General features: G+C 68.8%; 17 protein-coding genes. All 17 read right to left on the bottom strand.

The genetic code is table 11. The features are described from left to right. Window positions 1-18 precede the first annotated feature (18 nt). The 17 genes from ABL308_05980 to ABL308_05900 all read right to left on the bottom strand — a co-directional run bounded on the left by ABL308_05980 (window position 19) and on the right by ABL308_05900 (window position 13,070). Complete coding sequence (locus tag ABL308_05980) at window positions 19-420, bottom strand: F0F1 ATP synthase subunit epsilon (protein ID XBQ17427.1); 402 nt, start codon at window positions 418-420, stop codon at window positions 19-21. Continuing rightward, entirely contained in the window at window positions 413-556 is a 144-nt protein-coding gene (locus ABL308_05975; protein ID XBQ17426.1) for a hypothetical protein, read from the bottom strand. Before ABL308_05975 ends, ABL308_05980 begins: the two co-directional genes overlap by 8 nt. Beyond that, window positions 549-764: a hypothetical protein gene (locus ABL308_05970; GenBank protein ID XBQ17425.1), complete on the bottom strand. Its 216-nt coding sequence runs from the start codon at window positions 762-764 to the stop codon at window positions 549-551. The genes ABL308_05975 and ABL308_05970 overlap by 8 nt, the downstream gene beginning before the upstream one ends. A 6-nt stretch (window positions 765-770) precedes the next feature. Then, the gene (gene atpD, locus ABL308_05965; protein ID XBQ17424.1) at window positions 771-2,210 is read right to left on the bottom strand and encodes a F0F1 ATP synthase subunit beta; all 1,440 of its coding nucleotides are present in this window, start codon (window positions 2,208-2,210) and stop codon (window positions 771-773) included. A 67-nt stretch (window positions 2,211-2,277) separates the two neighbouring features. Then, window positions 2,278-3,162 (bottom strand): F0F1 ATP synthase subunit gamma, encoded by an 885-nt coding sequence (locus ABL308_05960; protein XBQ17423.1) that lies wholly within the window; start codon window positions 3,160-3,162, stop codon window positions 2,278-2,280. Window positions 3,163-3,240: 78 nt separating this feature from the next. Further along, window positions 3,241-4,773 (bottom strand): F0F1 ATP synthase subunit alpha, encoded by a 1,533-nt coding sequence (gene atpA, locus ABL308_05955; GenBank protein XBQ17422.1) that lies wholly within the window; start codon window positions 4,771-4,773, stop codon window positions 3,241-3,243. 3 nt (window positions 4,774-4,776) lie between these two features. Continuing rightward, window positions 4,777-5,337 (bottom strand): F0F1 ATP synthase subunit delta, encoded by a 561-nt coding sequence (locus tag ABL308_05950; GenBank protein ID XBQ17421.1) that lies wholly within the window; start codon window positions 5,335-5,337, stop codon window positions 4,777-4,779. 190 nt (window positions 5,338-5,527) lie between these two features. Further along, window positions 5,528-5,842 (bottom strand): type II toxin-antitoxin system RelE/ParE family toxin, encoded by a 315-nt coding sequence (locus ABL308_05945; GenBank protein XBQ17420.1) that lies wholly within the window; start codon window positions 5,840-5,842, stop codon window positions 5,528-5,530. After that, complete coding sequence (locus tag ABL308_05940; GenBank protein XBQ17419.1) at window positions 5,829-6,083, bottom strand: type II toxin-antitoxin system ParD family antitoxin; 255 nt, start codon at window positions 6,081-6,083, stop codon at window positions 5,829-5,831. The genes ABL308_05945 and ABL308_05940 overlap by 14 nt, the downstream gene beginning before the upstream one ends. Before the next feature lie 59 nt (window positions 6,084-6,142). Further along, entirely contained in the window at window positions 6,143-6,631 is a 489-nt protein-coding gene (locus tag ABL308_05935) for an RNA pyrophosphohydrolase (GenBank protein ID XBQ17418.1), read from the bottom strand. Continuing rightward, window positions 6,628-7,752 carry a divergent polysaccharide deacetylase family protein gene (locus ABL308_05930; protein ID XBQ17417.1) on the bottom strand — a complete coding sequence of 375 codons (1,125 nt, stop codon included), beginning with the start codon at window positions 7,750-7,752 and terminating at the stop codon, window positions 6,628-6,630. Before ABL308_05930 ends, ABL308_05935 begins: the two co-directional genes overlap by 4 nt. Before the next feature lie 110 nt (window positions 7,753-7,862). Continuing rightward, a complete protein-coding gene (locus ABL308_05925) occupies window positions 7,863-9,167 on the bottom strand; it encodes a S41 family peptidase (protein ID XBQ17416.1) in 1,305 nt (434 codons plus the stop codon). A 36-nt stretch (window positions 9,168-9,203) separates the two neighbouring features. Further along, window positions 9,204-10,442 (bottom strand): peptidoglycan DD-metalloendopeptidase family protein, encoded by a 1,239-nt coding sequence (locus tag ABL308_05920; protein XBQ17415.1) that lies wholly within the window; start codon window positions 10,440-10,442, stop codon window positions 9,204-9,206. Then, entirely contained in the window at window positions 10,442-10,915 is a 474-nt protein-coding gene (locus tag ABL308_05915) for a 23S rRNA (pseudouridine(1915)-N(3))-methyltransferase RlmH (protein XBQ17414.1), read from the bottom strand. The genes ABL308_05920 and ABL308_05915 overlap by 1 nt, the downstream gene beginning before the upstream one ends. A 57-nt stretch (window positions 10,916-10,972) precedes the next feature. Continuing rightward, window positions 10,973-11,335 carry a ribosome silencing factor gene (gene rsfS / locus ABL308_05910; GenBank protein XBQ17413.1) on the bottom strand — a complete coding sequence of 121 codons (363 nt, stop codon included), beginning with the start codon at window positions 11,333-11,335 and terminating at the stop codon, window positions 10,973-10,975. Between the two features lie 90 nt (window positions 11,336-11,425). Beyond that, entirely contained in the window at window positions 11,426-12,502 is a 1,077-nt protein-coding gene (gene egtD, locus ABL308_05905) for an L-histidine N(alpha)-methyltransferase (GenBank protein XBQ17412.1), read from the bottom strand. Continuing rightward, on the bottom strand, window positions 12,465-13,070 hold the full coding sequence (locus ABL308_05900) for a nicotinate-nucleotide adenylyltransferase (protein ID XBQ17411.1): 606 nt from the start codon (window positions 13,068-13,070) through the stop codon (window positions 12,465-12,467). Before ABL308_05900 ends, egtD begins: the two co-directional genes overlap by 38 nt. Between the last annotated feature and the right edge of the window lie 37 nt (window positions 13,071-13,107).

Here is a 13,107-nt window from a genome sequence, read left to right as displayed (position 1 = left end):
CTGGCGCGACGCGCCGCGCTAGTTGCGGATCGCCGCCATCAGGGCTTCGAGCTTCTCGATGCGGGCCTCACATTCGCGGCGCTCGGCCTCGTCGCGGGCCTGACCTGCGTCTTCGCGGGCTTCGGTCAGCTGGCGCTCGACTTCGCTCGGGTCGATCGTGGACAGGTCGAGCGCTTCCTCGGCGAGGATGGTCAGCCCGGCCGGGGTCACCTCGGCGAAGCCGCCATGGATGAAGGTGCGGGTCACCTGGCCGCCGTCATGGATCGCGATCGCGCCGGAGCGGATCGTCGACATGAAGGGGGCGTGGCCGGCGAGCACGCCGAAATCGCCCTCGCTGCCGGGCACCACGACCATGTCCACCTGACCGGCGAACACGCGCGCCTCGGGCGCGACCAGATCGAAATTGAGCTTGTCAGCCATTTTGCTTTCCGTCTCCGCGGCGATCCCCGGCCTCGCGTGGTCGGAGATCCGCAAATATTCCCATCGCGGCGAGCAAAACGCCGATGACGGCGAAGAACCCCCCGAAAATCACGAACGGCGTCGCGTCCTCAATCATGGTCTTCGCTCCGTTCAACGCTCGCCGCCGTTCGGGCGACGAAGGGGCTGACGAGCAAGACTATAGCACCGACGCCGAGCAGTTCGATACTCACGCCCTCATCCGCAAGAATGGCCGCGAGAAACAATGCGAGACCGATCGCGCGCAGCGTCCCGGCGGCGTGATCGAGCCAGGCCGATCCGAGCCACAGGAGCGCCGCGCGCAGCATCGGACCTTACGCCGCGTCCGCGGCGAGCTGCTCGGCTTTCTTCACGGCGTCCTCGATGGTGCCGACCATGTAGAAGGCCGGCTCGGGCAGGTGGTCGTATTCGCCGTCGCAGATCGCCTTGAAGCCTTTGACGGTGTCTTCGACCGGCACCTGGATGCCCGGCGAGCCGGTGAACACTTCGGCCACGTCGAAGGGCTGGCTGAGGAAGCGCTCGATCTTGCGGGCGCGCGCCACGGTCAGCTTGTCTTCTTCGGAGAGCTCGTCCATGCCCAGGATCGCGATGATGTCCTGAAGCGCCTTGTAGCGCTGGAGGATCTCCTGCACGCGGCGGGCGGTCTGATAGTGCTCTTCACCCACGATGCGCGGCTCGAGGATGCGCGAGGTGGAATCGAGCGGGTCCACGGCCGGGTAGATGCCCTTCTCGGCGATCGAGCGGTTAAGAACCGTCGTCGCGTCGAGGTGGGCGAAGGTGGTGGCCGGGGCCGGGTCGGTCAGGTCGTCGGCGGGCACGTAGACGGCCTGCACCGAGGTGATCGAGCCCTTCTTGGTCGAGGTGATCCGCTCCTGCAGCGCGCCCATGTCGGTGGACAGGGTCGGCTGATAGCCCACCGCCGACGGGATGCGGCCCAGCAGCGCGGACACTTCGGCGCCGGCCTGGGTGAAGCGGAAGATGTTGTCCACGAAGAACAGCACGTCCTTGCCTTCCTCGTCGCGGAAGTATTCCGCCTGGGCGAGGCCGGACAGCGCCACCCGGGCGCGCGCGCCCGGCGGTTCGTTCATCTGGCCGAACACCAGCGCGCAGCGCGAGCCTTCGGTGGAGCCGTTGTTCTTCTTCGGGTCGACATTCACGCCCGATTCGATCATCTCGTAGTAAAGGTCGTTGCCTTCACGGGTGCGCTCGCCGACGCCGGCGAACACCGAGTAACCGCCGAACAGCTTGGCGATGTTGTTGATCAGCTCCTGGATGAGCACGGTCTTGCCCACGCCCGCGCCGCCGAACAGGCCGATCTTGCCGCCCTTGGCGTAGGGGCAGAGCAGGTCGACGACCTTGATGCCGGTGGGCAGGATTTCCGCTTCGGTGGACTGATCCTCGAAGGCCGGCGCCGGACGGTGGATCGGCGCGGTGCCTTCCGCGTTGACCTCGCCGGCCTCGTCGATGGCTTCGCCGGTCACGTTCAGGATGCGTCCCAGCGTCGCCGGGCCCACGGGAACCTGGATCGGCGTGCCGGTGTCGGTGACGTCCTGGCCGCGCTTGAGGCCTTCGGTGGCGTCCATGGCGATGGTGCGCACGGCGTTCTCGCCCAGGTGCTGCGCCACTTCCAGAACCAGCTTGCGGTCCCCGTTCATGGTCTCCAGAGCGTTGAGGATCTCGGGCAGACCGCCCTCGAACTCCACGTCCACCACCGCGCCGGTGACCTGCGCGATACGGCCCTTGAGATTGCTCATCGTCTCAGCCTCTCGTCTTCCTCGTTCGGCGGCGCGGGCGCCCGCCGGTGTTCCTCAACGTTCGCCCTTAGACCGCCTCGGCCCCGGAGATGATCTCGATCAGCTCCTTGGTGATCTTGGCCTGGCGGGTGCGGTTGTATTCCAGGTTCAGCTTGTCGATCAGCTCGCCGGCGTTGCGCGTGGCGGCGTCCATGGCGGCCATCTTGGCCCCCATCTCGCCGGCCGCGTTCTCCAGCAGAGCCGACAGGATGACCGTGTTCACATATTTCGGCAGCAGGTCGGCGAGGATGGTCTCCTCATCGGGCTCGTACTCGTAGATCGCGCCCTTGAGATCGGGCCGCTCGACGCTCTCGTCGATCGCGTCGCGCGCCGGGATCAGGGTCTGGGCGCGCGGCTTCTGGCTGATCACCGAAACGAATTCCGAGCTGATCACTTCGCAGACGTCGAACGCGCCCTGATCGAACAGGGTGCGGACCTTCTCGCCGATCGAGCCGGCGACCGCGCCGTCGATCTTCTTGACGTCCTTGAGCTCCATCCGCTCGACGATCTTGTCGGCGTGCAGGCGCTTGAGCTGCTCATAGCCCTTCTTGCCGACGGTGAAGACCTTCACCGTCTTGCCCGCCGAGATCAGCGCGCTGATCCGCTCGCGGGCCAGGCGCACGATATTGGTGTTGAAGCCGCCGCACAGGCCGCGATCGGCCGTGGCCACGACGAGCAGATACGTGTCGTCCGCGCCCGTGCCGACCAGAAGACGCGGCGCGTCCGGGCCGTCCATGGCCGAGGACAGGTTCGCCATCACCGCAGCCATGCGCTCGGCGTAGGGGCGCGCGGCCTCGGCCGCGTCCTGCGCGCGGCGCAGCTTCGCGGCGGCGACCATCTGCATCGCCTTGGTGATCTTCTTGGTCGAGTTGACCGAGTTGATCCGGTTTTTCAGGTCCTTGAGAGACGCCATGGCGTGTCCTGACCAGCCTTTCAGTTCAGCACCGGGCGTGCGGCCTTCGCCCGCCCGGCGCCTGTTCGTGCCGCGCGCTTAGCCGAAGTTCGCCGTGAAGGCGTCGAGCGTCTTCTTCAGCTCGGCCTCGGTGTCGTCGGAGAGCTTCTTCTCGGTGCGGATCTTGTTCAGCATCGAAGACTTCTCCGCGTGCAGGTGACGCAGAAGCTCGGCTTCGTAGCGGCCGACCTTGTTCACCGGCAGCTTGTCGAGATAGCCGCGCGTGCCCGCGTACATCACGCAGACCTGCTCTTCCATCGACAGCGGGCTGAACTGCGGCTGCTTGAGCAGCTCGGTCAGACGCTCGCCGCGCGCCAGAAGCTTCTGGGTCGCCGCGTCCAGATCGGAGCCGAACTGGGCGAAGGCGGCCATTTCGCGGTACTGGGCGAGCTCGCCCTTGATCTTGCCGGCGGCCTGCTTGGTGGCCTTGGTCTGAGCGGCCGAACCCACGCGGCTGACCGACAGACCCACGTTCACCGCCGGGCGGACGCCCTGGTAGAACAGGTCGGTCTCGAGGAAGATCTGACCGTCGGTGATCGAGATCACGTTGGTCGGGATGTAGGCCGACACGTCGTTGGCCTGGGTTTCGATGATCGGCAGCGCCGTCAGCGAACCCGCGCCCAGCTCGTCGTTCATCTTCGCCGCGCGCTCGAGCAGGCGGGAGTGCAGGTAGAACACGTCGCCGGGATAGGCTTCGCGGCCCGGCGGGCGGCGCAGCAGCAGCGACATCTGACGATAGGCGACGGCCTGCTTGGACAGATCGTCGTAGATGATCAGGGCGTGCATCGCGTTGTCGCGGAAATACTCACCCATCGCGCAGCCGGTGAACGGCGCCAGGAACTGCATCGGGGCCGGGTCGGACGCGGTCGCGGCGACGACGATGGAGTAGTCCATCGCGCCGTTTTCCTCGAGCGTCTTGACAAGCTGCGCCACCGTGGAGCGCTTCTGGCCGACCACCACGTAGACGCAGTAGAGCTTGGCGCTCTCGTCGTCGCCCTGGTTGGCGGCTTTCTGGTTCAGGATGGTGTCGAGCGCGATCGCGGTCTTGCCGGTCTGACGGTCGCCGATGATCAGCTCGCGCTGGCCGCGGCCGATCGGGATCATGGAGTCGATCGCCTTGATGCCGGTGGCCATCGGCTCGTGCACCGATTTGCGCGGCAGGATGCCCGGCGCCTTCACGTCGACGATGCGGCGCTCGGCGATGTCTTCGATCGGGCCCTTGCCGTCGATCGGCTCGCCCAGCGCGTTGACGACGCGGCCCAGAAGGCCCTTGCCCACCGGCGCGTCGACGATCGAGCCCAGACGCTTGACGGTGTCGCCTTCCTTGATGCCCCGGTCGTCGCCGAAGATCACCACGCCGACATTGTCGCGCTCGAGGTTCAGGGCCATGCCCTTAACCCCGCCCGGGAACTCGACGAGTTCGCCGGCCTGGACCTCGTCGAGGCCGTAGACGCGGGCGATGCCGTCGCCCACCGACAGCACCTGACCGACGTCGGAGACGTCCGCCTCCGCGCCGAAATTCTTGATCTGCTCTTTGAGGATCGCGGAGATTTCCGCCGCCCGGATGTCCATGGCCTACGCCTCTTTCATCGTTTTGCGCAGCCCCTCAAGCTTGGTCTTGAGGGAGGAGTCGAACATGCGCGAGCCGACCTTGACGATCAGCCCGCCGATTATGTCTTCACGCACCTCGGTGCGCACTTCCACGTCGCGGCCCAGCGCGGTCTTCAGCGCGGTGGTCAGCTCCTTGAGCTGAGCCTGGGTCAGCGCGTCGGCGGTCACGATCTCGGCAGTCGCCGAGCCGCGCTTCTTCGCCGCGAGCGCCTTGAAGGCGCGCAGGATCTTCGGCAGCTCCGCAGAGCGCCCGTTGTTCGCGACCACGCCGAGGAACCGGCCGGTCATGGTGTGGAGCCCGAGCGAGCCGGCCAGCGCGTTCAGCGCGGCGGCCTTCTCGACGGTCTTGTAGACCGGGCTCGCAAGCGCGCGGCGCAGATCGGCGCTCTCGCCGATCGCGGCCTGCAGCGCGTCGACATCGGACTCGACGGCCTGAAGCTCGCCGGCCTCTTCAGCCAGCTCGAACAGGGCGCGCGCATAACGCTCGCCCGTCTCGCCCGTGATCGCATCAGTCTGCGTGGTCACCTGGAACGCCGCTTTCTTCTCGTGATCGCGCTTACGACGAAGCCGCAGAGCGGGCCTCAAGCGCTTGTAGGAACTTGGCTTTTTTGTCAGCACACGGCGCGCCGCGCCGCCCGCTCTCTCAAGCCCGGCGCCGAACTAGCACAGGGGGGCGGGGGCGGCAACACCGTTAGGGAAAGCCGGCGCAGGGGGGTCAGCCGTCCGGTCCCGGCCCGAGCAGCGTCCGCGGATCCTGCGCCGGGTGGAGCACGCGGATGATGACAGCCCGCTCGCGGGTGAACGTGTAGAATACCACGTGCCTGGCCAGGATACGGCTGCGCCCGCCCTCGATCTCCTCAGACCGGTCGCGACCCAGCCCCGGCGTCTCGGCGATACCGTCGAAGCCTTCGTTGAGCGCTTCGATGTATGAGACCGCCTGCGCCTCCCCCCAACGCTCGCGCGTGTAGCGGAAGATCGCCTCGAGGTCGCGCTCGGCGGCCTGCGATATTTCGACTTCACGCGTCGGCATCGGCCCGCATCTCGGCGAGGAAGGCGTCCTTGTCCCATTTCCGCGTCCGCCCCGCGCGCACGTCGGCCATGCCCTTCTCGAGCTCGGCCTTGAGGATCTCCAGCTTCTCCGCCTCGCTCATTTCCGCGAGCATCTTGGCGCGCAGGGCTTCGCGGACGACTTCGCTGGCGTTGTTGTAGAGCCCGCTTTCGACCTTCTCGCGGACCCAGGCTTCCAGGCGTTCGGTGAGGGACACGTGCATGGCGGGCGCTCCTTGGCTGGCGCGGCCATCATACAGGCTTTGTCAAAGATTGTCGCGTTTCAGCCGGCCGCGAACGGGGCGAAGGCGTCTGCGACCTGTTCATAGACCGCGCGCTTCCAGGGGATGATCAGCTGCGGGACCCTCTCGAGCCGCTCCCAGCGGAAGGTCTCGAATTCCTGGGGCGGCACGGCGCGCAGGTCGAAGGCGGCGTCGGTGCCGATGAAGCGATAGGCGAACCAGCGCTGCTTCTGGCCCTTCCAGCGGTTCTTCTTGCGCTGGGCGAGCACGTCGGGGGGAAAGTCGTAGACCAGCCAGTCCTCGATCGCGCCCAGCGGCTCGACGAGGTCTTCGGTCGCCCCGGTCTCTTCGTAAAGCTCGCGCAGCGCGGCGGTTTCGATATCCTCGCCGGGATCCACGCCGCCCTGGGGAAACTGCCAGGTCCAGGGGCCGGAGCTCGCATAGCGCTTGCCGATCCAGACCAGCCCCTGGGTGTTGAACAGCACCACGCCGACGTTCGGCCGGTGCTCGGGATAGTCCGGAGCGCTCATGTCTCCGCGTCGGCGGCGGCGCGGTTGCGGCGCGCCGTCACGAGATAGCTCGCCGGCGCCAGCTGATAGCCGCGGGCGGCCAGCCCCTCGGCCCAGCTTGCGACGGTCTCCACCGTGGCGGGATAGGCGAAGCCCGAGCCCAGCGACGTGCCGTTCTGCAGGGCGAGCGCTTCAAGCTCCAGAAGGCGCGCGTCGATCGCGGACGGATCGGGATCTGAATCGAGCACCCGGTCGGCGATCGCGACCCGCGCGCCGGCGGCCCCGGCCGCGCCGTCGATCACGCCGCGCCGGCCCGCGCCGTCATGGATCATGGTCAGCCCGCGCGCTTCGAGCTCGGTGAAGAGCCAGGTCATCGCGGGCTCCGACGCGCCCAGGCGCGCGCCCAGATAATTCGCCGTGCCCGCATATCCGGCCGCCCGCGACAGCAGCGTCATCAGCCGGCGGCGGTTCTCTTCGGCCGCAGCGTCCAGCAACAGGGTCTGCGGGCCGGGATCGTTGTTGGGATAGTCGAACGGCTCCATGGGCAGTTCGATCAGCACTTCATGGCCGTCCGCGCGCGCCAGATCGATCAGCGTCTGCAGGTTTTCCGAATAGGCCGCGAAGCTCAGCGTGACTTCCGAAGGCAGCGCCTCGATGGCGCGCCGGGTCAGCGGTTCGGACAGGCCCAGCCCGCCGACGACCACCGCGATGGTCGGCGCCTCGGCGACCCCGTCGAAGGGCTTGGCGTAGACCTGGTCGGGCCGGCGGCCGTCAGCGGCGATCACGGGCAGCGGGCCGCCGGGGCCGGGCTCGTAAAGCCCGCTCACCGGCGCAGGCGGGGCCTGGGGCCGGCGCGGCGCGGCCACGGGCGCTGCGGCGAGCGCGGTCTCGGTGTCCTCCACGCCGGGCAGTGTGACGCCGTCCACCGGCGCGTCGGCGAAGGGATCGGCCTCCGCCAGCTCGGTGGAGGCGGACGTTTCAGGCGCGGTGCGGGCGATGTCTGCGGCGGCGGTGACCGGATCGGGTTCGCCGCCTGCGATGAAGGCCAGCACGCCCACCCCGCCGGCCAGCAGCACGGCGGCGGCCAGCCCGGCCAGGGCCGGATTGCGCAAGGGAGAGCTGTCGCGCGGTTCGCCAGGCATGCTCGGTTTTCCGTCAGCGGCGCGACACGCGCCGAATCGAGGTTCGAGCCTTACCGGCGCAGACGTAAAGAAGCGTTAACGAAGCCGGGCGGCGTCAGCCCGGGCCCCGCTCAGCGCTCCAGCGCGGCCTGGTCGGTCTCCATCATCGCCTGCAGCACCTCGATGGCGCGGTGCAGCTGATAGTCGCGCTCCTCGTCCCAGTCCTCGGGCGGCTGCTCGACCGTCTGCGCGTCGATCTCCTCGCGCTCGACGCCGGTCTCGTTGGTCAGCGCGTTCCTCAGATCGGCCTCGGTGAAGCGCGAGGGCGCGTCAGGATCGATCCGGCGCGCAGACACCGCGATGTCGGGCAGGATGCCGGTGGCCTGGATGGAGACGCCGGCGGGCGTGTAATACCGCGCCGTGGTCAGGCGCAGCGCGCCGTCTCGGCCCCCGCGGAGCGGCACCACGGTCTGCATCGAGCCCTTGCCGAAGCTGGTCATGCCCAGAACGGTCGCCCGCTCGCGGTCTTTCAGGGCGCCGGTGACGATTTCCGACGCGCTGGCCGAGCCCTGATTGATCAGCACCACGATCGGCGCGCCGTTCAGCATGTCGCCCGGATCGGCGTTGTAGCGCTGGGTGTCGCGCGGATCGCGGCCGCGGGTGGAGACCACCTCGCCGCCGTCGAGAAACAGGCTCGACACCGTCACCGACTGGTCCAGAAGCCCGCCCGGATTGGAGCGCAGATCAAGCACCAGGCCCGGCAGCGGCCCGCCATAGGCTTCGGTCAGATCGCGCAGGCCGGTGACCACGTTCTCGGTCGTGTGCTCGTTGAAGGTCGTGATGCGCAGATAGGGCGTGTCGCCCTCCTCGAGCCGCCAGCGCGCGCTCACTACCTCGATTATGTCGCGCACGATGGTGACGTCGAACGGATCGACGCCCTCGCGCGCGATGGTCAGCGTCACCGGCTCGCCTTCAGGGCCGCGCATGCGGTCGACCGCTTCGCTCATGTCCGCGCCGAGCATGGAGTCCCCGTCCACGGCGATGATCCGGTCGCCCGATTCCAGACCGGCGCGCTCGCCCGGCGTGTCGGCGATCGGAGAGACGATGGTGATCATCTCGTCGCGAATGGTGACCTCGATGCCGACCCCGCCGTACTCGCCGCGGGTGGAGACCTGCATGTCCTGGAAGTCGTCCGGGCTGAGATAGCTCGAATGCGGGTCGAGCGCCTGCAGCATGCCGTCGATGGCGCTTTCGATCAGCTCCGCCTTGTCCGGCTCGGTCACGTAATCGGCTTCGATGCGCGAGAGCACGTCCCCGAACAGTTCGAGCTGGCGGAAGGTCTCGTCGCGATTGCGGTCGTCGCCCTCGGCGGAGACTGCGATCGTCGCGGCGCCGAGGCCGAAGAAGACGGCGGAGGCCAGGATGTGCATGCGCATTCGGAACAGTCCTCAGTGGCGCCGGGCGGCGAGGGGTCACCCCTTGCGAAATTCGGGCCGGAGCCAGAGCTCCGGGTCGTCTGCCGCGTTCGAGCTGCGTCTGATCTCCAGATAGAGCATCGGCGGCGGGTTTTCACGGTCGGGCATGACTCCGACCGGTTCGCCGGCCAGAAGGCTCTGCCCTTCAGAAGCGTACACCAGTCCCAACCCCGCGAGAATGAGAGTGTATCCGTCAGGGGTGTTGATCATCAACACGCCTTCGAAGCTCTGGAACGGGCCGGCGTAGACCACCACGCCGTCGAACGGCGCGCTGACGTTCGCCCGCGAGGCGGTCTCGAACCAGACCCCGTCGCGAACCGCGCCGTCAGGACCGCGCTCGTCGGCGGCGATTGTCAGCCGCCCGCGCACGGGCGGGCCGAGCCGGCCGCGCATGTCCGCAAAGCGCAGCGTCTCGGCCGGGCCGGTCAACGGCGCGGCGTCGACCAGCGTTCCGGCTGCGACCGGTTCAGGCCTGACGCGGGGAACCGGCACGCCGTCATCGGGAACGGCGGCGGGTTCGGGCCGCGGCGCGAGGCGCGGCGTGGCTTCGGCGTAGCGGCGGATCTCCGCGATCAGGCTGTCGAGGTCTTCAGCCTGCGCGGCGATCTCAGCGGCGCGGCGCGACAGCTCGTCGGCTTCGGCCCGAAGCGCGATCTCGGCGGCGCGGCGCTCCTCGACCAGCGCGGTGACCTCCTGCCGGGTCGTGGCGAGCGCTTCGCGCGCCTGGGCCAGCCGCTCGGCCTGATCGCCCAGCCGCTCACGCAGGCGGCGAAGCTCTTCGAGGCGGTCGCGAACCGCAGCCGCGCGCGCGTCGAGCTCGGGCGCGATGCGCGCGAGAAGCGCAGCTGCGCGGGCGGCTTCCACCGCGTCTTCAGGGGTGACCGCCAGCGCAGGCGGGTCGGCCTGTTCGATGCGCTGAAGCGCGGCGAGTACGCGGGCGAGCCCTTCGCGCTCCGCCGCCAGGCGGGCGACTAGCGCGTCTTCTTCGGCTTCCAGGCGCGCGGTCTCCGCGGCCGCCGCCTCGGCTTCGGCTTCGCGGGCGCGGACCCGGTCCGCGGCTTCGACGAGCCGGCGCTGCAGCCTGGCTATCTCCGCGCTCGCCGCCTCGGCGGCGAGTTCGCGGGCGCGCGCGGCTTCGCGCAACGTCTCGGCCTCCTCGCGCAGGGCTTCGGCCGCCTCGGGATCGGGCGGCGGCTCCTGAAAGGCGAGGCTGGCGGCGATGAGAGCGGCGAGCATCATCCCTCGCGGTGATAGGGCGTGCCGGCGGCCAGCGAGACCGCCCGGTAAAGCTGTTCGGCGAGCATGGCGCGCACCAGCATGTGCGGCCAGGTCGCCTTGCCGAAGCTCAGACGCCGCGCGCCCTCGGGCAGGCGGCCGCGATCATGCCCGTCCGCCCCGCCGATCAGGAACACCGCGTCGCGCACCCCGTCGTCGCGGGCGCGCGCCAGCGCTTCGCAGAACGCCGAGGAGGTCATGTCGCGGCCGGTCTCGTCCAGCGCGAAGACCAGCGCCCCGGCCGGAAGATCGGCGGTCAGCGCCTCGGTCTCGGCGGCCTTGTCTTTGAGGGATCGAGGGTCGAACTCGCGCTCGGTGAACGGGCCGAGCCCGTGGGAACGGCCGAGCGCTGTGGCCCGGCCCAGCCAGTCGTCGACGAGGTCGCGCTCAGGCCCGGATTTCAGCCGGCCGACGGCCCGGATCTCACAGCGCACGGCGAAGCCCTTTCGGCGAGACGGGCCGTTCCGGCGGAGCCCGCCGATCCGAAGACGTCAGGCCGCGCCGCCCGGGGCGACCGACCACATCTTCTCCAGATCGTAGAACTGGCGCACCTCGGGCCGGAAGACGTGGACGATCACGTCGCCGGCGTCGATCAGCACCCAGTCGCAGGTCTTCAGCCCCTCCACGCGCGCCCGGCCGTGACCGGCCTCCTTGAGCTTGCGCAGAAGGTGGTCGGCGATCGCGCCGACATGCCTGTTGGACCGGCCCGAGGCGATGACCATCACGTCGGTGACCGAGGATTTGCCCTGCAGATCGATGGAGACGACGTCTTCAGCCTTGTCGTCGTCGAGCACTGTGAGCACCAGCTCTTCGAGCGCTTCGGTTCCGATCGAGCCGGCGCTCTCGTCCGTCACGGCGTCTGCGTGGCGGGGGGCGTCGGCCTCACGGCGATTGAGTTCTATGGACAGCGTCCAAGCTCCCTTGTTGAACCGGGTCGCACCCTATCACGCTTCGACGGCGTATTCGAGCCAGTGAATGGAGAAGGGCACGTCCTCGTGAACCCATACATGGGCGGGCTTCAGCCCGGCCGCAACCGCAAGGTCCTGAAACGTGCTGACGGTGAATTTGTGCGAGTTCTCGGTGTGGATCGTCTCGTGCTCGCGGATGGTGAACCGCTTGCCGGCGACGGTGAAATCGAAGTCCTTCGTCGCCTGCAGATACATCTCCACGCGCGACCGGTAGGGGTTCCAGAACGCGCGGTAGGTCAGCGCGGACTTGTCGATATCGCCGTCGAGTTCGGCGTTGATCCGGTCCACGAGATTGTAGTTGAAGTCCGCCGTCGCCCGGCCCGCGTCGTCATACGCCGCTTCGAGCGTCTCGCGGCTTTTCCTCAGATCCGCGCCGATCAGGATGCCGTCGCCGGGGCGCAGCCAGCCGCGCAGCGTCTTCAGAAGCGCCAGCGCGTCGATCAGCTCGAAATTGCCGATGGTCGAGCCGGGGAAGAAGACCACGCGGCGGCCGTCGGGAATCGGCAGCGCGCCGGGATCGAGCGGGCGGGTGAAGTCGTGGCACACCGCGCCGACGGGCAGCTCGGGATAGTCCCGCGCGATGTCGGCGCAGGCCTCGCGCACATGCTCGCCGGAAATGTCCATGCCGACATAGGCGGCGGGGCGGTCGAGCGCGTCGAGCAGTTTTCTGATCTTCAGGCTCGAACCCGCCCCCGGTTCGAGCACCACCGCGCCCGGCCCGGCGATGCCGCGCAGCTCGGGCCCGATCCGGTCGAGGAGAGCGAGCTCGGTGCGCATCACGTAGTATTCCGGCGCTTCGGTGATCCGGTCGAAGATCTCCGAACCCGTCTTGTCGTAGAAATACTTCGCGTGCAGCAGCTTCTGCGGCCGCGACAGCCCGGCCAGCACGTCGGCGCGGAAATCGGCGGCGTGCGGGTGCATGTCCTCGAAGAAGGCGAGCGCGCCCTCCCCCGGCTCGGCGGTGTCGGTCATCGGATGTCCAGGATCGCTCGGATCGGTCGCTGCGGCTGCGGGCTCAGGCGGGTCGGCGAAGGTCGCGCGAGGCGTGAGCATGTAACCGCTCGGTCAGATATGTCCACCCCGGCGGCCCGGCCCCGAGCGCGCCGGCCCGAGAGGGCGGCACGCGGAAGGGCGCGAGCCGGCGCGCGGCCGGCGACAGGCGCGCCCTCACCGACGCGCCGGGCCGCGAGACCACGCAGATCGGCACCCGCGCGGCGATCTCGCCCCAGCCCTTCCAGCGATGAAGCTCCAATAGCCCGTCCGCGCCCATCACCCAGTAAAACCGCACCCGCGGGAACCGCGCCTGGAGCGCGGCGATCACGTCGACGGTGCGTGAGGACGGCAGGCGCGCCTCGAAGCCCGAGGCGACCATGCGCGGCTCGGGCACGGCGTCCTCGATCCATTTAAGGCGCTCGTCCAGAGGCGCGGGCGGGCAGGCCTTGAACGGGTTGGCGGGGCTTGCGAGCCACCACACCCGGTGAAGGCCCAGCCGCTTCATCGCCGTTCGCGCGACATGCACATGGCCGGCATGGGGCGGATCGAACGACCCGCCATAGAGCCCCACGCGCATGCCCGGCGCGAGCGTTTCGGACTTGAAGGCGGGTTTGCCGGGAAAACTCACGCGCGAGCCTCCGTTGCGAGCACGATGTCGGCGGCGT

The sequence above is a fragment of the Oceanicaulis sp. genome, from assembly GCA_040112665.1.
Lineage (GTDB): Bacteria > Pseudomonadota > Alphaproteobacteria > Caulobacterales > Maricaulaceae > Oceanicaulis.
Note: the sequence above shows the minus strand (reverse complement) of the source record. Positions and strands in the feature narration are given on the sequence as shown.

Bases quoted from the DNA above. Each gene is read 5' to 3' on its own strand.
- ABL308_05975 (XBQ17426.1), bottom strand. From the start codon at position 556: ATGATTGAGGACGCGACGCCGTTCGTGATTTTCGGGGGGTTCTTCGCC.
- ABL308_05945 (XBQ17420.1), bottom strand. From the start codon at position 5,842: ATGCCGACGCGTGAAGTCGAAATATCGCAGGCCGCCGAGCGCGACCTC.
- ABL308_05940 (XBQ17419.1), bottom strand. From the start codon at position 6,083: ATGCACGTGTCCCTCACCGAACGCCTGGAAGCCTGGGTCCGCGAGAAG.
- ABL308_05935 (XBQ17418.1), bottom strand. From the start codon at position 6,631: ATGAGCGCTCCGGACTATCCCGAGCACCGGCCGAACGTCGGCGTGGTG.
- atpD (XBQ17424.1), bottom strand. From the start codon at position 2,210: ATGAGCAATCTCAAGGGCCGTATCGCGCAGGTCACCGGCGCGGTGGTG.
- ABL308_05980 (XBQ17427.1), bottom strand. From the start codon at position 420: ATGGCTGACAAGCTCAATTTCGATCTGGTCGCGCCCGAGGCGCGCGTG.
- egtD (XBQ17412.1), bottom strand. From the start codon at position 12,502: ATGCTCACGCCTCGCGCGACCTTCGCCGACCCGCCTGAGCCCGCAGCC.
- ABL308_05970 (XBQ17425.1), bottom strand. From the start codon at position 764: ATGCTGCGCGCGGCGCTCCTGTGGCTCGGATCGGCCTGGCTCGATCAC.
- ABL308_05925 (XBQ17416.1), bottom strand. From the start codon at position 9,167: ATGCGCATGCACATCCTGGCCTCCGCCGTCTTCTTCGGCCTCGGCGCC.
- ABL308_05920 (XBQ17415.1), bottom strand. From the start codon at position 10,442: ATGCTCGCCGCTCTCATCGCCGCCAGCCTCGCCTTTCAGGAGCCGCCG.
- ABL308_05930 (XBQ17417.1), bottom strand. From the start codon at position 7,752: ATGCCTGGCGAACCGCGCGACAGCTCTCCCTTGCGCAATCCGGCCCTG.
- atpA (XBQ17422.1), bottom strand. From the start codon at position 4,773: ATGGACATCCGGGCGGCGGAAATCTCCGCGATCCTCAAAGAGCAGATC.
- ABL308_05960 (XBQ17423.1), bottom strand. From the start codon at position 3,162: ATGGCGTCTCTCAAGGACCTGAAAAACCGGATCAACTCGGTCAACTCG.